Origin of the sequence: Protofrankia sp. Cr2 (assembly GCF_963555885.1) — a bacterium.
GTDB lineage: Bacteria > Actinomycetota > Actinomycetes > Frankiales > Frankiaceae > Protofrankia.
The window spans coordinates 55,015-72,639 of the sequence record NZ_CAUVXG010000023.1; the positions used below are offsets into that span (position 1 = coordinate 55,015).

Genomic DNA, 17,625 nt, shown 5'->3' on the forward strand with positions numbered 1-17,625 from the left:
TGAGCTGATCGTTGTTGACCTGGCCGCCGTGACAGGGCACGGTCGGGCATATGGGTGGTGAGGCGGGTGCTCGCGCGGATGCGGTTACCTGGGACGTCGCGGTTGACGCCTACCGGAGGTACCTGTCCACCGAGCGGAACCGGTCGGTGGAGACGGTGCGTGCCTACACAGTCGATCTCCGAAATCTATGCGCGTACGCCCGTGGGGTAGGGCGCTGCGAACTGGTGGACCTCGATCTCGGTGTGCTGCGCGGCTGGCTCGCGGCGATGCGCGCTACCGGCACCGCCGCCACGACCGTGGCCCGACGGGCGTCGGTCGCCCGCGGCTTCAGCGCGTTCGCGGCGAGGCGGGGCTGGCTGCCCGTCGATGTCGCCGATCGGCTTGTAGGACCCCGGCGCTCGTCGACGCTGCCGACCGTGCTGAGCGCCGTCCAGGCGTGGGAACTGCTGGCGGTGGACCCGCGAACGGAGGCCGAGGATGGACCGGCCGGACCACGCCGGGATGCGCTCCGGTCACGGGACGGCGCGGTTGTCGAACTGCTGTACGCGACCGGCACCCGCGTCGGTGAGTTCTGTGGTCTCGACCTCGACGACGTCGATGACGAACGGCGGCTCGTGCGGGTGCTGGGCAAGGGCGGACACGAGCGCGCGGTTCCGTTCGGCGTGCCCGCACGGCGCGCATTGCGGGCCTGGCTGGACGCCGGCCGGCCTGTGTTCGCGGTGCCCGGTAGCGGCCGGGCGCTGTTCCTCGGCGCCCGCGGTCGCCGGTTGGACCCGCGTACGGTCCGTCGCATCCTCAGCGCCCGGCTGGCCGCGGTTGGCAGCGCCCGATCTGCGAGCCCCCATGGCCTTCGGCACGCCGCCGCCACCCACATGCTGGAAGGCGGTGCCGATCTGCGCTCGGTGCAGGAGCTGCTGGGGCACGCAAGTCCCGCGACCACGCAGATCTACACTCACGTCACGCCGGAACGGCTCCGGGCCGCTTATGAACAGGGGCACCCCCGGGCTTGACGGCAAGCGGTCCGACGGGACGGGTTCAAGCCAGTGGCAGCAGCCTGGGATGACGGTGCGGCAGCAGGCTGAGCGGATTGAGGTACCGGGATCCGTCGAGCAGGCCCCAGTGCAGGCAGGCGTCGGCGGGACACCCCGGATGCCCCGCGACGAGCCGGCCGATGATCTCACCGGCGCCTACTGACCGACCCGCGGGGACAACCGGAATGACGGGCTCGTAGGTCGTTCGCAGTGCCCCGTGACTGATCGTGATCACGCCGCGCCCGGCGATCATGCCGGCGAACGCGATGATTCCCGGACCGGCGGCGCGCACGTCCGCGGCTGGCCTGCCTACCAGGTCGACACCGCGGTGGCCCGGTCCGTAGGGCGTCGCGGGTGCCTCGAAGCCGCGACCGATCATCAGTGGGCCGTCCAGCGGTGCCCGCCAACGTGCTGGGGCTGGGGCAGGTGCCGGCGACGGAGCGGTTGCCGCCAGCGTGCGGAAGTCGGCCACCGTGCGCGGCCATTGGCTGACCATCAGGGTGACCAGTAGGGCCAGGACGAGGATGAGGGCTCGATGCCGGGGCAGCGGGATCATGACGGCTCCTTGGTTCACTCGAGGCCTCGGGCCGGTGCGGATCTCCGGTCACGATTGCCACGGTGCCTGCAGCAGCGCCTGCGGTCACGCGCGGACATCCCCTTGTGGACAACCCGCGCAGGAGCGCGGTGCGGGTGGGCGTAGAATCGAGGACACGGCTCGTGCCGTCGAGCTGAATACGCGCGCCCTTTCTCTGCCGACCTTCCTGGTATGGCGGGGAAGGCTTCCTCGGTCCGCCGTTCCCGCGGTGGTAGGGGCCAACAGGGCGTCAGGGGCCCCGGTCGCCGGCCGGGGCCTGTAACCGAGGTGCGCCGGTCCGTCCGGCGCCGGAAGGGAGCGACTAGCCATGGCTGTCGTCACCATGAAGCAGTTGCTCGAAAGCGGTGTCCACTTCGGGCACCAGACAAAGCGCTGGAACCCGAAGATGAAGCGCTTTATCTTCACCGAGCGCAATGGCATCTACATCATCGACCTGCAGCAGACCCTGTCCTACATCGACCGTGCTTACGACTTCGTGAAGGAGACCGTCGCCCACGGCGGTACGGTCCTGTTCATCGGGACCAAGAAGCAGGCCCAGGAGGCCATCGAGGAGCAGGCGCAGCGGGTCGGTATGCCCTATGTCAAGGAGCGCTGGCTCGGTGGCATGCTCACGAACTTCTCCACGGTTTACAAGCGCCTCCAGCGGCTGAAGGAGCTTGAGGAAATCGAGCTCACCGGCGGTACGGAGGTCCGGACGAAGAAGGAACAGCTGGTTCTTTCTCGCGAGAAGGCCAAGCTTGAGCGCACCCTCGGTGGTATCCGCGACATGGCCCGTGTGCCCAGCGCGGTCTGGATCGTCGACACGAAGAAAGAGCACATCGCGGTCGGCGAGGCGCGGAAGCTGGGAATTCCGGTGGTGGCGATTCTGGACACGAACTGTGACCCGGACGAGGTCGACTACCCGATTCCTGGCAACGACGACGCGATCCGCAGCGCGACCCTGCTCACCCGCGTGGTGGCCGACGCCGTGGCGGCCGGCCTGCGCTCCCGGGCGGGCGGGTCGACGTCGACGGACGCCAAGCCCGAGGTGGCAGCCGGCGGCGAGCCGCTGACCGCGTGGGAGGAAGAGCTTCTGCGTGGCCAGAGTGCCGTGGCCGAGCCGGTCGTGGCCGAGCCGGCGGTGGCCGAGCCGGCGGTGGCCGCGGAGGCGACGTCCGAGCAGAATGCCAGTCACGAGCGCAACGGCGCAGGTCAGATCGATTCCGACACGGTCACCGCGGTGGGTGCTGCCACCGTCCGGGTCTGAGAAGATCCAAACCGGTGTCCAACTGATCGTGGCGCTGTCGGGTCCGCGAGCGCGCCAGCCCGTGAGTCCCAGCAGCGCCATGTCCCAGCAGCGTCCCCACAAACACCAGCAGCCGGACGGAACGAGAAGAGCACCATGGCAGAGATCACAGCCGCTGACATTCGCAAGCTCCGGGAACTGACCGGTGCCGGAATGAGCGACGTCAAGAAAGCGCTCGTCGAGAACGACGGTGACTTCGAGAAGGCCCGGTCGTGGCTCCGGGAGAAGGGTTTGGCGCAGGTTGCCAAGCGGGCCGGGCGCAGTGCCTCGAATGGTCTGGTCGACTCCTATCTGCACAAGACCGACCCACAGTTGCCGCCGACTATCGGTGTTCTGCTGGAACTGAGATGCGAGACTGACTTCGTTGCCAAGACCGACCAGTTCAAGCAGCTTGGGCGTGACATCGCGCAACACATCGCGGCGGCCGACCCGCTCTATGTGACCGCGGAGCAGATCCCGAACGAGGTTCTTGAGCAGGAAAAGAAGATCTACGAGGCCGCCGCTCGCGAGGAGGGCAAGCCCGAGCTGGCCCTTCCGAAGATTGTGGAAGGCCGGCTGAACGGTTACGTGAAGTCGGTGGTCCTGCTTGAGCAGCCATGGGTCCGGGACGGTAAGATCACTATTCGGGCGCTGCTCGAACAGGCCGGGTCAGCCCTCGGTGAAAAGATCGAGGTTGGTCGTTTCGCCCGATTCAACGTCAAACAGGCCTGACCGCACGTCGTACCGCCCGAGATTCTCCTGCGTACAGGCGTGGGGCAGACTAGCTGGCAGTGCACGTCCACCGGCCGATGATCGCGGCTGACGGCGAGGGGGCCGATCGTGACCGAGAACGCCATCAGGGATGCAGGCACTGCAGCCGGTTGTGAGTTGACGGATGTGCGCTGGCATCGCGTGCTGCTGAAGCTGTCCGGTGAGGCGTTCGCCGGGGGCGAGCCTCTCGGTATCGACCCTGACACGGTGGCGACCATTGCACGCCAGATCGCGGAAGCGAGCGGGACCGGCATCGAGATCGCGGTCGTGGTCGGCGGCGGCAACATGTTCCGCGGCCAGCGGCTTGCCGAACGTGGCGTCGACCGTGCCAGGGCCGACTACATGGGGATGCTCGCTACAGTGATCAACTGCCTGGCGCTGCAGGATGTCCTGGAGCGTCAGGGGGTGGTGACCCGGGTGCAGACGGCGATCGCCATGGGCCAGGTTGCCGAGCCGTACCTGCCGCTGCGGGCCATCCGACACCTGGAGAAGGGCCGTGTCGTCATCTTCGGGGCGGGCCTGGGCGCACCGTTTTTCTCCACGGACACCACCGCCGCGCAACGGGCTCTGGAGATCAAGGCGCAGGCTGTTCTCAAAGCGACCAAGGTCGACGGTGTCTACGACGCAGACCCCACGACGAACCCCCATGCGGTTCGTTTCGACACGCTCGTCTACGGCGAGGTGCTGGCTCGCGGGCTGAAGGTCATGGACGCTACGGCCATCAGCCTGTGCATGGACAATCGGTTGCCGATCGTGGTTTTCGACCTGCTGACGGAGGGGAACATATTGCGAGCCGTCCGCGGTGAGAAGATCGGCACCCTGGTCAGTGTGGACGAGGGCGGGACGGAAGGACGATCGTGATCGACGACGTGCTCCTCGAGGCCGAGGAGAAGATGGACAAGGCGGTCCTGGTCGCGAAGGACGACTTCGCCAACATCCGGACGGGGCGGATCACTCCTTCGGTGTTCTCGAAGGTTCTCGTCGACTACTACGGCGCGCCGACGCCGGTGAGCCAGCTGGCGTCGTTCCACATTCCGGAACCACGAATGGTGATCATCACGCCGTACGACAAGGGCTCGCTGGCGGCGGTCGAAAAGGCCGTCCGAGACTCCGACCTCGGTGTGAATCCGAGCAACGACGGAACGATCATTCGGTGCATCTTTCCCGAGCTCTCCGAGCAGCGGCGACGGGACCTCGCCAAGGTCGCGCGGACCAAGGCAGAGGATGCGAAGATCAGCATTCGCAACGTCCGCCGGCACGCCAAGGAGGCCATCGACCGCATCGTCCGCGATGGCGATGCGGGTGAGGACGAGGGCCGGCGCGCGGAGAAGGACCTGGACGAGGCAACTCATCGATATGTCGGCCAGGTGGACGAGTTGCTGCGGCACAAGGAGTCGGAGCTGCTTGCCGTCTGACCGACGCAGACAGGCACGCTGCCGTCCGCAGCCGTGAGTCGAACACGTTCCAGGGTGATATCGTGCATGCCCGTCGCCCCGGCCGGTAAGAGAAGTTCATGGTCAGGGCCTTGGGTGGGGATCGCGTGACGGGCGTCGGACATGCGACCCGCGAGCTCGAGGTGCGCCGGGTGCGAGCAGGTCGGGATCTTCCCGCGGCGATCATAGTCGGTATCGTGCTGGCGTTGATCATTATCGTGCCCCTGTTCACGGTGCGTCCACTGTGGATCGCCGTGATTTGCGCGGCTGTCACGGTTGGCGAGTTCGAGATGGTCAGAGCGTTGCGCCTGTGCGGGAGAAGGATCGCTCTGGCGCCGCTCGCGGTGGGGACGGCGGCCATGCCGGCGGTGGCCTACCTCACCGGTACCTCCGGTCTGGTGCTGGCCCTGGCCGCGACGGTCGTCGTAACGACCGCTTGGCGGCTCGCCTATTCTGACCAGCACCTGTTGACCGACATGGCGGCCGGGGTGTTCTGCGCGGCGTATATCGGTCTCCCGGCCGGCTTCGCAGCCCTGCTGACCAGCCCGCCGGACGGGCCGCGCCGCGTGGTCGCTTTCCTGGCTACCGCCGCGGCCAGTGACATCGGCGGGTACACCGCGGGTGTGCTCTCGGGTGGGCGGCACAAGCTCGCCCCGACGGTGTCGCCGGGTAAGTCCTGGGAGGGCTTCGCCGGTTCCGTCGTCGTATGCGTGATCGTCGCCAGCGTCTCGATGGCCTGGCCCCTGCATGCCGCTCTCTGGCAGGGGGCGGTGCTCGGCATCGCGATCGCCTGCACGGCGACCGTCGGTGACCTGGGCGAATCGTTGCTCAAGAGGGACATCGGCATCAAGGACATGGGCAACCTGCTGCCGGGCCATGGCGGGATAATGGACCGGTTGGACTCGGTGCTGTGTACGGCGCCCGTTGCCTGGTTGCTGATCACCGCCTTCGCGCCACCATCGTGACCTGGCAGACTGGAGGGGTCATGACCGATTCCTCCGCCGCATCGGCGCCGCTACCGCTGGTCCGCTCCGCGCGGGTGCACCCACCCCGCCATCTCGCTGACCTCACCGTCGAGCAGCGCCGCGAGCTGGCCGTGTCCCTGGGCGAGCCGGCCTTCCGGGCCGACCAGATCTCCCGCCATTATTTCGCCAGACATCTGTGCGCCGACGATGCGGAGGCGATGACGGATCTTCCCGTCGCGTCTCGCTCCGGCCTTGTGGAAGCGCTGCTACCGGTGCTGCTGACACCGGTGAACGTCATGAGTTGTGATGGCGGAGACACGCGCAAGACGCTGTGGCGGGCCTTTGACGGCGTGTTGATCGAGTCGGTTCTGATGCGCTATCCCGACCGGTCCACGGTCTGCGTGTCCAGCCAGGCCGGGTGCGGGATGGGTTGTCCGTTCTGCGCGACCGGCCAGGGCGGGCTCACCCGCAACCTGTCCACGGCCGAGATCGTGGACCAGGTGGTCGCGGCGGCCCGGACGCTCGTCCGCGGCGAGCTTGCGGGCGGCCCGACCAGGCTGTCGAACGTCGTGTTCATGGGTATGGGCGAGCCGCTGGCCAACTACGCCACCGTGATCGCCGCGTTGCGGATACTCAGTGGCCCGGCACCGGTGGGCCTGGGGCTGTCGGCACGGTCGATCACCGTGAGCACGGTCGGGTTGGTGCCGGCGATACGCCGGCTGGCGGGGACAGGCCTGCCGGTGACGCTGGCGGTTTCCCTGCACGCACCCGACGACGAGTTGCGTGATCGCCTCGTCCCGGTGAACAGGCGCTGGCCCGTGGCGGAGGTACTCGCCGCGGCCTGGGAGTACGCCGAGGTGACCGGACGCCGGGTGAGCATCGAGTATGCGCTGATCGACGACGTCAACGACCAGCCGGAACGCGCCGATGCCCTGGCCGGGCTCCTCGCCGGTCGGCTTGCGCACGTCAATCTGATTCCCCTCAACCCGACCCGGGCGGTGTCGTGGCGGGCCAGCGAACGGGGCCGGGAGCGGGAGTTCGTCCGTCGGCTACGCCGGCGCGGAATCGCTGCGACTGTGCGCGATACGAGGGGACGCGACATCGCGGCAGCGTGTGGGCAGCTGGCGGCTGACGGGTCGGACCGGAGTGACAGTGCCGCCGGGTGACCGCCGCTCGTCCCGTCGCTCTGTCGCCCGCCGTCACCGCAACCCGCGCTGGGTTCCGGTGACGGCGGCGGCCGGGGCCATTCTGATCATCATCGGGCTGGTCCTCTACTTCGGTGGGGACGATCCCGGCCTGCAGACCAGGGTGGGGCAGTCAGCGGGTGCGGGCGGCGCTGACGGCGCTGGCCCCGCCGGTACCGCCGCGGGTACGCCCGGCGCTACCGGGGCACGACCAACGGCGCCGTCGCCGACCGCGCCGAGCGGATGTGTGACCGGCAGGACCATCGCGGCCGGGTCGAGCCGGCAGTCGGTCCAGGTCGGGGCGGACACCCGCACCTACCAGCTGGCGGTTCCCGCCGTCGACGCAGGCGCCCGAGCGCTACCGCTCGTCCTCGCCTTTCACGCCTTCGGGGAGGCCCCGGCCGCGCTGGAGCGCTACGCCCATCTGGCGGCGATCGGTACCAGGACGGGTTATGTGGTTGTCACCCCGGACGGCGTGAACGGCCGCTGGAACTTCCCGCGCCGGGCCACCATCGGACCGGACGACGTGGCGTTCGTGGCTGCGCTCATCGGTGACCTGGGCACCCGGATGTGCCTGGACAGCCGCAGGGTGTTCGCCACCGGCCTGGCCGACGGCGCGGACATGGCTGTGACGGCGGCCTGCGAGCTGCCGGGGATCTTCGCCGCGGTCATGCCAGTGGCCTTCGCAGTCCTGCCCGCCAGCTGTTCGGGCCCCGCGCCGAGCCTGCTGGCGATCAACGGAACCAGCGACCCGGTGACGCCGCTGGAGGGCGGGGGAGCGGATCGTCCCGCACCCTTCGAGGGCACTCAGGCACAGCCGATGCAGGCCCGCCTCGACCGTTACGCCGGATTCGTCGGCTGTGGGCCGGCCAGCGCGTGGATGCGGGACACCACCGCTCTTCGGCGGTTGGTGTTCACGTCCTGTCCCGCCGGCCGTGACGTGGGCCTGTTGGCAAGCGTGGGTGGTGGCCACGTCTGGCCCGATCCGGATGCAGACCCTCCCAAGGGCGCGGCGCGTGCGCAGTTCAGCGCCACCGAGGTCGCCTTCGCCTTCTTCCGTGGGCATCCGACGCCCGCGCCGGCCACTCCGGTGCCGAGCACCGCCGCACCGCCCCCGCGATAGCCGTACGGTCCGCGCCATCGGCCTCAACTCCGCTGTTCGTCAGCCATGGTGTTCGTCAGCCATGGTGTTCGCAGCCGATCGACAGGCGTGCCACGGGCTCCCAGGCGATGAATTCACACCCGCGTGCGTGCACCCGTCGGGTGATGCGGTTCGGGCGGTCGTCGACGTCGAGAGGGGTCCGGATGGCCGGGTCGGTGGCCTGCTCGTGCGCCCATGCGTGCGCGGTGTCCCAGTCGTCGAAGGAAGCGATCACCTCGCCGTCGCGGTCGTACACGTGGAAACGTCGGGTGCGGGTGGCCGTGTGTCGCACCGGTGGGATGCGGCCTCGGCGACGGTCCAGGTGCTGGTCCAGGTGATGGTGGCGGACGGGATACGTGCGGTCGGCTGGTGGCACTCGCGGCCTCCTGGGGTCAGGGCCTTGGCTGTGGATGAACCTCAGCCTGGATGAACCTGAGCTAACCGGGTCAGCTGTTTCCCGGGAACGCGCGAGGACGGTGCGTACCAGTGCGATGACACTTTGCATGTGCAAAGGCGGGTGCCCGGTGCACGACGCGGTGGAGCTGTGCTAAATAACACTTTATTGATGACCACCGTCCCTTTTCGGGCGTAGGAGTCCTGCCCAGGCAGGGTCGGGTGTCGGCTGGCGAACAGGTGTGGGCGTGCCCTCCGGGCGCCTGCGACAATGGTCGACGTGGTCGAGACCCCGGTGCCGCGCGAGGTTGTCCTGCTTGGTTCGACTGGTTCGATAGGGACCCAAGCCATAGATGTGGTGAAACGCAATCCCGACCGGTTCCGCGTGGTCGCGCTGACCGGCGGTGGGGCAAGGGTCGACCTGCTGGCCGCTCAGGCCCTTGACCTGGGTGTCGAGGCCGTTGGGGTAGCCCGTGCCTGCGCCGCGCAGGATCTACAGCTCGCCTTCTACGCGGAGGCATCCCGGCGGGGTTTCCGCAAGGGCGAGTACGCCATCCCGAAGATTCTCACCGGACCGGACGGAGCCACGGAGATCGCCGCGTGGCCCTGCGATGTCGTGCTCAACGGCATCACCGGTTCGGTGGGCCTCGCACCCACGCTGGCCGCGTTGCGGGCCGGTCGCACGGTGGCACTTGCCAACAAGGAGTCACTGGTCGCCGGTGGTCCCCTTGTCCTTGACGCGCTGGAGGGCGATCCTTCCCGGCTCGTTCCGGTGGACTCCGAGCATTCGGCGCTGGCCCAGTGCCTGCGCGGCGGCCGGGCCGCGGAGGTTCGCAAGCTCGTCCTCACCGCCAGCGGCGGGCCGTTTCGGGGCCGCTCCCGCGCCGAACTGGGCCAGGTGAGCACGCAGCAGGCGCTGGCGCACCCCACCTGGGACATGGGGCCGCTCGTCACGATCAATTCGGCTACCCTCATGAACAAGGGCCTCGAGCTGATCGAGGCGCATCTGTTCTTCGGCGTGCCCTATGACGACATCGACGTCGTCGTCCACCCGCAGTCGCTGGTGCACTCGATGGTCGAGTTCGTCGACGGGTCGACGTTGGCGCAGGTCTCCCCGCCCGACATGCGCCTGCCTATCGCCCTGGCCCTGGGGTGGCCCGATCGGGTAGCCGATGCACAGGCCCCGATGGATTGGCGGCGGGCCCAGTCGTTGACCTTCGAGCCCCTGGACGCGGTCGCGTTTCCGGCGGTGGATCTCGCCCGGGAGACCGGGCGCCGCGGCGGGACCGCGCCCGCGGTCTTCAATGCCGCCAACGAGGAGGCCGTGGCGGCCTTCCTCGGACACCGCCTGCCGTTCGTACGCATCGTCGACGTTGTGGCCGAGGTGGTCATGTCGCACACGGTGATGCAACGTCCGAGCCTGGATGAGGTGTTGAGCACTGAGCAGGAGGCGCGCGAACAGGTGCGCGCTCTCATCGATCAAGGAGTCGATCGGACAGTGATGATTTCGTGACGCTGAGGTACGATGCGACATTCTCCAGCGCCGTGATCGGGGTGTGATCGCACCATGACCAACGCGATTGGCATCGTCGCGTTCGCCTTGGCTCTGATCGTCTCTATCGTCCTGCACGAGGCCGGTCACTTCATGACGGCACGTCACTATGGCATGAAGGCCTCGAAATTCTTCGTCGGATTCGGCCCGACGTTGTGGTCGCGTACCCGGGGTGAAACCGAGTACGGGATCAAGGCGCTTCCGGCCGGGGGATTCGTCAAGATCGAGGGGATGACCCCGCTCGAGGAGATTGATCCGGCTGACGCCGACCGGGCGTTCCACACCCGGCCGGCCCGCCAGCGGGCGGTCGTACTCGCGGCCGGGTCGTTCATGCACTTCGTCATCGCCCTCGTTCTGATTTACAGCGTGTTGCTGCTTCTCGGCACCTTGCATCCCAGCGCGAACAAGGTCGGCCGGACGGTCTGCGTGCCGGTGGCCGGGCAGTGTGCCCCGCAGGCGCTGGTGGGTCCGGCCGAGCTCGCGGGTGTGCGCGTGGGTGATCGGGTCGTGAGTTTCGACGGGACGACGATCAGGGACTGGAGCCAGTTCACCCGCCTCATTCGTGATCATGGCCCGGGGCCTGCGACCCTCGTGGTCGACCGGGACGGACAGGCCGTGACGCTACGACCTGATCTGGTCTCGGCCCGGCGTGACCGTCAGACCGGGTTGGCTGGCGACGATCAGGTTGGGGCGATCGGCATCGCACAGGGCTACGACGTTGTGCGGTACAACCCGATCTCGGCCATCCCGAGGACCGCGCGCATCCTTGGCAGCGGCGTCACCGGGATGTACGACACGCTGGTCCACCGACTCGGTGACCTCACCAACCTCTTCGGCGAGGATCGCAACGCCAACGGTCTGGTCGGTGTGGTCGGTGCGGCACGGGCCGGTGGTGAGTTGCTGTCGGCACAGGACGTGTCCGTCGCCCAGCGGATCGGTGACTTCCTGGTGCTGGTAGCGGGGGTCAACCTGGCGGTCGGCCTGTTCAACCTGCTGCCGCTGTTCCCGCTCGATGGCGGGCATCTGGCGGTTCTCGGCTTCGAGCAGGCGCGGCACGGGGTGCGCCGGTTGACCGGCTATCGGGGACCGGTCAAACGGGTCGACCTCGTGAAGCTCCTGCCCGCGGCATACGCGATGGTCGCGTTTTTCGTGCTCCTGAGTCTGATCATCCTATCCGCCGACATCGTCAATCCGATTAGTTTCAACTAGCCTCCCGCTCTTGTACGGCGGAGAAGGAGCTAGATGGTGGTCTGCTGTCAGCGAGACCGCATCGCCGCTGGCTCGGCGGGCTTAGAGCGCTTTGCGGGTCAGTCTTTTGTCCAGCTTCCGACCATCGACACGCCAGTGAGGACATCGTGACAGTAACTCTCGGCATGCCCGAGGCGCCGGCCCTCCCGCTCGCCACCCGGCGTCGTAGCAAGCAGATCCAGGTCGGCACGGTGCCGGTCGGCGGGGACGCGCCGGTCTCCGTCCAGTCCATGACCACCACACTCACCTCGGATGTCAACTCCACCCTGCAGCAGATCGCGGAGCTCACCGCCGCCGGTTGCCAGATCGTGCGAGTGGCCGTCCCCAGCCAGGACGATGCGGACGCGCTGGCCGCCATCGCGAAGAAGTCGCCGATCCCGGTGATCGCAGACATCCACTTCCAGCCGAAATACGTCTTCGCCGCGATTGATGCGGGCTGCGCCGCGGTCCGGGTTAACCCCGGGAACATCAAGGCGTTCGACGACAAGGTCGGGGAGATCGCTCGCGCCGCCGGCGCCGCTGCCACGCCCATCCGGATCGGGGTGAACGCGGGGTCGTTGGACAAGCGCCTGCTGGCCAAGTACGGACGGGCGACCCCGGAGGCGTTGGTGGAGTCGGCGCTGTGGGAGTGCTCCCTGTTCGAGGAGCACGGCTTCACCGACATCAAGATTTCCGTGAAGCACCACGACCCGGTCGTGATGATCCAGGCTTACCGGTTGCTCGCGCAGCGTTGCGACTACCCGCTGCATCTGGGTGTCACCGAGGCCGGTCCGGCCTTCCAGGGCACCGTCAAGTCGGCCGTGGCCTTCGGTGCCTTGCTGTCGGAGGGCATCGGTGACACCTTGCGGGTGTCGCTGTCCGCGCCCCCCATCGAGGAGGTCAAGGTCGGCATCGGCATTCTCGCGTCCCTGGGGATGCGTCAGCGTACCCTGGAGATCGTTTCGTGTCCGTCCTGCGGTCGGGCACAGGTCGACGTCTACAAGCTGGCCGAAGAAGTCACCGCTGGGCTGGAGGGAATGACGGTGCCACTGCGCGTCGCCGTCATGGGCTGCGTGGTGAACGGGCCGGGCGAGGCTCGCGAGGCCGATCTCGGGGTTGCCTCCGGCAACGGCAAGGGTCAGATCTTCGTCCGGGGCGAGGTTGTCAAGACCGTTGCCGAAGCGCAGATCGTCGAGACCCTGATCGAGGAGGCCATGCGGCTGGCCGAGCAGATGGAGGCCGACGGGGCGGCACCCGGCGGGCCTTCGGTGTCGGTCGGGTAAGAGCGCCCGGCGTTTGTGACCATGGGCCTTCCGCTCCGCTCCGCGGCCACCCGCCTGCTTGACGACCACGATCTGCCTGCGGTACGGGAGCTGCTCGCGCGTAACCCGATCGCAGACGTGTTCGTCGCGTCCCGGGTGGAGGCCTGCGGACTCGCGCCCTGGCGGTTGGGTGCCCAGATGTGGGGCCATCTGGTGGACGGCCGCCTTGCCGCCGTGTGCTACTCAGGCGCGAACCTCTGGCCTGTCGCGGCGGGTCCGGCTTCGGCGAAGGCGTTCGCCGAGCGGGCCCGCCGCCAGGGCCGTCGATGTTCCTCGATCGTCGGTGTGGCAGATGCGGTGCAGGTCATGTGGCGGTATCTGGAACCGGTATGGGGACCGGCCCGTGAGATCAGGACGGACCAACCGCTGTTGGCGATCTCCGAGCCCCCCGCGGTGGCTCCCGACCCCGCCGTGCGTCACGTCCGTCCGGACGAGTTGGACCTGCTGTTGCCGGCGTGTGTGGCGATGTTCACCGAGGAGATCGGGGTGTCTCCGGTACTCGCCGACGGCGGGGCCCTCTATCGGGCCCGGATCGCCGAGTTCGTCAGCCGCCGTCGTTCCTTTGCCCGCATCGAAGACGGGCGGGTCGTGTTCAAGGCCGAGATCGGTGCGGTGGCTGGAGACGTCTGTCAGATCCAGGGGGTCTGGGTGACCCCGGAGCTACGGGGCAGGGGCCTGGGAGCGGCCGGTACCGCGAGCGTGGTGGCGATCGCGCAGGCGACTCTCGCGCCTGTTGTCAGCCTGTATGTCAATGAGTTCAATCACCCCGCGCGCCAGGCCTATGACCGGATTGGTTTCTACCGGGTCGGTACCTTCGCGTCGGTCCTGTTCTGATCCATTCGTCCCCGGGCCGGGGATGGCGTCCCGGGCCTTCCTCTGGCATGCTCAGTTTTCCGATGACTTCGATCGGTTTGCATGACGCCGTGGGGCGTCGTTGCGGTGAGACACCACAACTGGGGGGAAGGCACATGTCATCGAGGAGGCTGTGGCGTCGGATCACGCCACTGCTCGCGGCCGGCGCGTTGGCGTTGGCGGCACCGGCCTGCTCGAGCGGGGGAGACGGCAACACCGTGTCGACCGGGAGTTCGGCCACGGGTTCGGCCGGAAGCTCGGCGCCCGGCCCGACGGGGACGCTGCGGCTCGGTTACTTTCCGAACCTCACTCACGCACCTGCCATCTACGGTCTTGACCAGGGAATCTTTGCGGCCACGCTCGGCCCGGGGGTGAAGATCGAAACCACGACGTTCAACTCGGGTACGCAGGAGGCCGAAGCGATCCTGTCCGGTTCGCTCGACGCCGGGTACATCGGGCCTAATCCCGCGGTCAACGCTTTTGTCAAATCCAAGGGTGCGGCGCTGCGCGTCATCTCGGGCGCGACCTCCGGTGGGGCCGGCCTCGTGGTGAAGAGCGACATCACCTCGGTCGACCAGCTGCGCGGCAAGACCATCGCGACTCCCGGTCTCGCCAACACCCAGGATGTCGCGCTGCGGTATTACCTCAAGCAGCATGGCCTGGCCACCGACAAGAACGGCGGCGGCGACGTTCAGGTCCGTCCGCAGGACAACGCGGTGACGGTGGACGCGTTCAAGTCAGGTGCCGTAGACGGTGCCTGGGTGCCCGAGCCCACGCTGTCCCGGATGGTCGCCGATGGCGGGAAACTGCTGGTGGACGAGGCTTCGCAGTGGCCCGACGGCAGGTTCACCACCACCGTGCTGGTTGTGCGCACCGACTACGCGACGAGTAACCCGGAGATCGTCAAGCGGCTGGTGGCGGCGAACGTCGCCTCGATCAATGCGCTGGGTGCGGACCCTGCCAAGGCGCAACAGGTCACCAACCAGGGACTGGCGAAGCTCACCGGCAAGCCCCTGGCGGACGCCGTGATCGTGCCGGCATGGAAGCGGCTGACATTCACTTCCGACCCGATCGCGTCTTCAGTGGTCACATCGGCCGATCATGCCCAGGAGCTCGGACTGATCACCAAGGCGAGTCTCGACGGGATTTTCGATGTGGCAACCCTGAACGCGGTGCTGACCGCACAGGGCAAACCGGCTGTCGCGGTGAAGTAGACGCAGATCCACCAGACAGGCCCTAACAGGGGAGAAGATTTCGTGACCGCCGTCATCGACACGAGAGCGGTACGGATCGCCGGTGTGAGTCGGACCTTCGGGTCCGGCCCGCACCGGGTCCAGGCGCTTGACGACGTCTCCTTTGATGCGCGCCCAGGGGAGTTCGTGTGTCTGTTGGGCGCGTCCGGCTGCGGGAAATCAACGCTCCTGGGCATTCTTGCCGGCATCGACCGACCGAGTTCGGGCATGGTCGACGTCGGTGGCCGCAGGGTCGGCATGATGTTCCAGGATTCGGCCCTGTTGCCGTGGCTCACCGCCGGGGGCAACATCGCGCTGCCGATGAAGATCAGGGGTGTCCCCAGAGCCGATCGCCGGGTCCGGGTCGACGAGCTCCTCACCATGGTTCGCCTGGCCGGTCTGGCCGACAAGCGGCCGCATGAGCTTTCCGGCGGCATGCGCCAGCGGGTCAGCCTGGCCAGAACGTTCGCGCAGGAAGCCGACATCCTGTGTATGGACGAGCCCTTCGGCGCGCTCGACGCGATGACGCGGGACCTGCTGCATGACGAGCTGGAGCGGATCTGGCGCGAAACCGGGGTCACCGTCCTGTTCGTCACCCACGACGTGCGTGAGGCGGTGCGGCTGGGGGATCGCATCGTGCTGCTGTCGAGCCGGCCGGGGCGGGTGGCTGAGATCTTCGACGTCGGGATCGACCGCCCGCGTCGCATCGACGCACCGGACGTGGCCGCGCTCGCCGCGACGATCACTGCCCGGTTGCGTGCGGAGGTGAGTCGTCATGGCCACTGATACGACCATCGGACCCGATACGCTGCGCGGGCCGGCGACGACCACATCGACCGATGCGGCTCTTGCCGGGCTCGACGCCCTGGAGACCGTGGCGGCGCCCGGCCGTCCGCTCGCACTGCGGATGTGGTCGGCGACCTGGCCGAAGTTGGCCGCTGTGGCGATTTTTCTGTTGTTGTGGCAGATCGTGGTGTGGACCGGCTGGAAGCCAACCTATGTCCTACCCGGCCCGGACGAGGCGTTGCCGGAGCTCGGCCACCGGGTGGTGAGTGGGGACTTCTGGGCCGCCTTCGCCCGTACCATGCAGCGCGCTTTTGTCGGGTACGCCCTGGCGGTCCTGATCGGTGCTGTCGTCGGTCTGGCCGTGTCCCGGTTCGCCCTGTTGCGGACCGCGGTCGGCTCGTTCATCACAGCGTTGCAGACGATGCCCTCCATCGTCTGGTTCCCACTGGCGATCCTGCTGTTCAGGCTCACCGAAGGGGCGATTCTCTTCGTCGTCGTACTCGGTGCGGCGCCGTCGGTCGCCAACGGTGTCATCAGCGGTATCGACTATGTCCCGCCGCTGCTGACCAGGCTCGGCCAGACCATGGGCGCGCGAGGCCTGAAACTGTACCGGCTCGTGGTGGCACCGGCGGCCCTGCCGTCGGTGGTGGCCGGGCTCAAACAGGGCTGGGCGTTCGCCTGGCGGAGCCTGATGGCGGGTGAGTTGCTGGTCATCGTGCCCGGTCATCCGTCCATCGGTTCGGATCTGGAGAACAGCCGCCAGTTCCTGGAGGCGACCGGTGTGATCGCGTCCATGTTGACGATCTTCGCGATCGGGGTGCTCGTGGACGCCGCGTTCAACACCGTGGACCGCCGGATGCGCGCCCGCCGCGGGCTCCTGCCTGAACAGTCGGGCTGAGATCGACCGATGGTACCCCGTGTGGGGCGCGCTGGGACCATGACCGGCAAGATGGAGATATGCAGATCTCCGCACGAGCCGACTATGCCCTGCGCGCACTGTTGACGCTGGCAGCCTCCGACGGTGAGCTCGTGAAGGGTGAGAGCCTGGCGACCGCGCAGGACCTGCCGCTGCGGTTTCTGGAGAACATCCTCACCGATCTTCGGCGGAGTGGTCTGGTGTTGAGTAGACGTGGCGCCGACGGCGGTTACCGGCTCTGTCGACCAGCCGATGAGATCACCATTGCGATGGTGATCCGTGCCACCGACGGTCCGTTGGCCAGCGTCCGGGGCCGTCGGCCGGAGGATGCGGTCTACGAGGGCGCCGCCAAGCACCTGCAGGATGTGTGGATCGCGGTGCGGGTCAGCCTGCGTCGGGTCCTTGAGGAGGTCACGCTCGCGGATGTCGCCAGCGGGCATCTGCCGCCCATCGTCTGTGAGCTCGGTCGGGACCGGGACGCGTGGGTCGCCCGGTGACCGCCGGGGTCGCGTCGGCTGTTGAGGCGGTGGTCTTTGACTGGGGTGGCACCCTGACCCCCTTCCACGACGTGGACCTGCTGGATCTCTGGCGGGTCGTGGCGCGCGACCTCGCCCCGGGTGACGCGCGGGAGCTGACCCGGGCGCTGGAGGGCTCCGAACAGCAGTGGTGGGCGACGGCCGGCGTATCGGGCCGCAGCGGAACGGTCACGGAGCTGCTCGCGGTGGCGTCGGCGGCGGTCGGGCTCGACGTGGCCGGCGCCGTGCACCGGGTCGCGGCCAGCCGTGACCTGTGCGCCTGGACTCCCCACACGGTGTGCGACCCGGACGCGCTGCTGTTGCTGCATCTGGTGCGGACCCGGGGGTTGCGGATCGGGCTGCTGACCAACACGCACTGGCCTCGCTCATGGCACTCACGATGGCTTGCCCGAGACGGCCTCCTGGACCTGTTCGACGCCCGGGTC

At 68.0% G+C, this 17,625-nt stretch carries 19 protein-coding genes; 17 read left to right on the forward strand and 2 right to left on the reverse strand.

Going from position 1 to position 17,625, the window contains the following annotated elements; translation table 11 throughout:
• Window positions 1-50 precede the first annotated feature (50 nt).
• Complete coding sequence (locus U9978_RS12830; RefSeq protein ID WP_322761328.1) at window positions 51-1,010, forward strand: tyrosine recombinase XerC; 960 nt, start codon at window positions 51-53, stop codon at window positions 1,008-1,010.
• Between the two features lie 25 nt (window positions 1,011-1,035).
• Here U9978_RS12830 and U9978_RS12835 read toward each other — a convergent pair whose 3' ends face one another.
• Window positions 1,036-1,587 (reverse strand): M23 family metallopeptidase, encoded by a 552-nt coding sequence (locus tag U9978_RS12835; protein ID WP_322761329.1) that lies wholly within the window; start codon window positions 1,585-1,587, stop codon window positions 1,036-1,038.
• A gap of 346 nt (window positions 1,588-1,933) precedes the next feature.
• Here U9978_RS12835 and rpsB point away from each other — a divergent pair, with 346 nt between their 5' ends.
• The 7 genes from rpsB (at window position 1,934) to U9978_RS12870 (ending at window position 8,366) form a co-directional block, all read left to right on the forward strand.
• Window positions 1,934-2,872 carry a 30S ribosomal protein S2 gene (rpsB, locus tag U9978_RS12840; RefSeq protein WP_322761330.1) on the forward strand — a complete coding sequence of 313 codons (939 nt, stop codon included), beginning with the start codon at window positions 1,934-1,936 and terminating at the stop codon, window positions 2,870-2,872.
• 135 nt (window positions 2,873-3,007) lie between these two features.
• The gene (tsf, locus tag U9978_RS12845) at window positions 3,008-3,622 is read left to right on the forward strand and encodes a translation elongation factor Ts (RefSeq protein ID WP_322761331.1); all 615 of its coding nucleotides are present in this window, start codon (window positions 3,008-3,010) and stop codon (window positions 3,620-3,622) included.
• 108 nt (window positions 3,623-3,730) lie between these two features.
• Entirely contained in the window at window positions 3,731-4,522 is a 792-nt protein-coding gene (gene pyrH, locus U9978_RS12850; RefSeq protein WP_416210947.1) for a UMP kinase, read from the forward strand.
• Window positions 4,519-5,076: a ribosome recycling factor gene (frr, locus tag U9978_RS12855; RefSeq protein WP_322761332.1), complete on the forward strand. Its 558-nt coding sequence runs from the start codon at window positions 4,519-4,521 to the stop codon at window positions 5,074-5,076. Before pyrH ends, frr begins: the two co-directional genes overlap by 4 nt.
• Window positions 5,077-5,201: 125 nt before the next feature.
• A complete protein-coding gene (locus U9978_RS12860; protein WP_322761333.1) occupies window positions 5,202-6,059 on the forward strand; it encodes a phosphatidate cytidylyltransferase in 858 nt (285 codons plus the stop codon).
• 20 nt (window positions 6,060-6,079) lie between these two features.
• The gene (gene rlmN / locus U9978_RS12865) at window positions 6,080-7,225 is read left to right on the forward strand and encodes a 23S rRNA (adenine(2503)-C(2))-methyltransferase RlmN (protein WP_322761334.1); all 1,146 of its coding nucleotides are present in this window, start codon (window positions 6,080-6,082) and stop codon (window positions 7,223-7,225) included.
• Entirely contained in the window at window positions 7,206-8,366 is a 1,161-nt protein-coding gene (locus U9978_RS12870; RefSeq protein ID WP_322761335.1) for a PHB depolymerase family esterase, read from the forward strand. The genes rlmN and U9978_RS12870 overlap by 20 nt, the downstream gene beginning before the upstream one ends.
• 55 nt (window positions 8,367-8,421) lie before the next feature.
• Here U9978_RS12870 and U9978_RS12875 read toward each other — a convergent pair whose 3' ends face one another.
• Complete coding sequence (locus U9978_RS12875; protein WP_322761336.1) at window positions 8,422-8,760, reverse strand: hypothetical protein; 339 nt, start codon at window positions 8,758-8,760, stop codon at window positions 8,422-8,424.
• 288 nt (window positions 8,761-9,048) lie between these two features.
• On the opposite strand from U9978_RS12875, the gene dxr reads away from it, so the two are divergent.
• The 9 genes from dxr to U9978_RS12920 form a co-directional block, all read left to right on the forward strand.
• The gene (dxr, locus tag U9978_RS12880) at window positions 9,049-10,290 is read left to right on the forward strand and encodes a 1-deoxy-D-xylulose-5-phosphate reductoisomerase (RefSeq protein WP_322761337.1); all 1,242 of its coding nucleotides are present in this window, start codon (window positions 9,049-9,051) and stop codon (window positions 10,288-10,290) included.
• A 54-nt stretch (window positions 10,291-10,344) separates the two neighbouring features.
• Window positions 10,345-11,538, forward strand: coding sequence for a site-2 protease family protein (locus U9978_RS12885; RefSeq protein WP_322761338.1), 1,194 nt, complete (start codon window positions 10,345-10,347; stop codon window positions 11,536-11,538).
• Window positions 11,539-11,684: 146 nt separating this feature from the next.
• Window positions 11,685-12,839, forward strand: coding sequence for a flavodoxin-dependent (E)-4-hydroxy-3-methylbut-2-enyl-diphosphate synthase (ispG, locus tag U9978_RS12890; RefSeq protein WP_322761339.1), 1,155 nt, complete (start codon window positions 11,685-11,687; stop codon window positions 12,837-12,839).
• Window positions 12,840-12,860: 21 nt separating this feature from the next.
• A complete protein-coding gene (locus U9978_RS12895) occupies window positions 12,861-13,712 on the forward strand; it encodes a GNAT family N-acetyltransferase (protein ID WP_322761340.1) in 852 nt (283 codons plus the stop codon).
• A 134-nt stretch (window positions 13,713-13,846) separates the two neighbouring features.
• Window positions 13,847-14,944 carry an ABC transporter substrate-binding protein gene (locus U9978_RS12900; protein ID WP_322761341.1) on the forward strand — a complete coding sequence of 366 codons (1,098 nt, stop codon included), beginning with the start codon at window positions 13,847-13,849 and terminating at the stop codon, window positions 14,942-14,944.
• Between the two features lie 42 nt (window positions 14,945-14,986).
• The gene (locus U9978_RS12905; RefSeq protein ID WP_322761342.1) at window positions 14,987-15,748 is read left to right on the forward strand and encodes an ABC transporter ATP-binding protein; all 762 of its coding nucleotides are present in this window, start codon (window positions 14,987-14,989) and stop codon (window positions 15,746-15,748) included.
• Window positions 15,738-16,646, forward strand: coding sequence for an ABC transporter permease (locus U9978_RS12910; RefSeq protein WP_322761343.1), 909 nt, complete (start codon window positions 15,738-15,740; stop codon window positions 16,644-16,646). The genes U9978_RS12905 and U9978_RS12910 overlap by 11 nt, the downstream gene beginning before the upstream one ends.
• A 59-nt stretch (window positions 16,647-16,705) precedes the next feature.
• Complete coding sequence (locus tag U9978_RS12915; RefSeq protein WP_322761344.1) at window positions 16,706-17,161, forward strand: Rrf2 family transcriptional regulator; 456 nt, start codon at window positions 16,706-16,708, stop codon at window positions 17,159-17,161.
• On the forward strand, window positions 17,158-17,625 hold a 468-nt coding region (locus tag U9978_RS12920), incomplete at its 3' end, for an HAD family hydrolase (protein WP_416210948.1). The genes U9978_RS12915 and U9978_RS12920, both read left to right, overlap by 4 nt.

What these genes read in the sequence shown, in the direction of transcription:
- U9978_RS12830 (WP_322761328.1), top strand. Translation starts at nt 51, where the DNA reads ATGGGTGGTGAGGCGGGTGCTCGCGCGGATGCGGTTACCTGGGACGTC.
- U9978_RS12835 (WP_322761329.1), bottom strand. Translation starts at nt 1,587, where the DNA reads ATGATCCCGCTGCCCCGGCATCGAGCCCTCATCCTCGTCCTGGCCCTA.
- rpsB (WP_322761330.1), top strand. Translation starts at nt 1,934, where the DNA reads ATGGCTGTCGTCACCATGAAGCAGTTGCTCGAAAGCGGTGTCCACTTC.
- tsf (WP_322761331.1), top strand. Translation starts at nt 3,008, where the DNA reads ATGGCAGAGATCACAGCCGCTGACATTCGCAAGCTCCGGGAACTGACC.
- rlmN (WP_322761334.1), top strand. Translation starts at nt 6,080, where the DNA reads ATGACCGATTCCTCCGCCGCATCGGCGCCGCTACCGCTGGTCCGCTCC.
- dxr (WP_322761337.1), top strand. Translation starts at nt 9,049, where the DNA reads ATGGTCGACGTGGTCGAGACCCCGGTGCCGCGCGAGGTTGTCCTGCTT.
- U9978_RS12885 (WP_322761338.1), top strand. Translation starts at nt 10,345, where the DNA reads ATGACCAACGCGATTGGCATCGTCGCGTTCGCCTTGGCTCTGATCGTC.
- U9978_RS12895 (WP_322761340.1), top strand. Translation starts at nt 12,861, where the DNA reads ATGGGCCTTCCGCTCCGCTCCGCGGCCACCCGCCTGCTTGACGACCAC.
- U9978_RS12900 (WP_322761341.1), top strand. Translation starts at nt 13,847, where the DNA reads ATGTCATCGAGGAGGCTGTGGCGTCGGATCACGCCACTGCTCGCGGCC.
- U9978_RS12910 (WP_322761343.1), top strand. Translation starts at nt 15,738, where the DNA reads ATGGCCACTGATACGACCATCGGACCCGATACGCTGCGCGGGCCGGCG.
- U9978_RS12915 (WP_322761344.1), top strand. Translation starts at nt 16,706, where the DNA reads ATGCAGATCTCCGCACGAGCCGACTATGCCCTGCGCGCACTGTTGACG.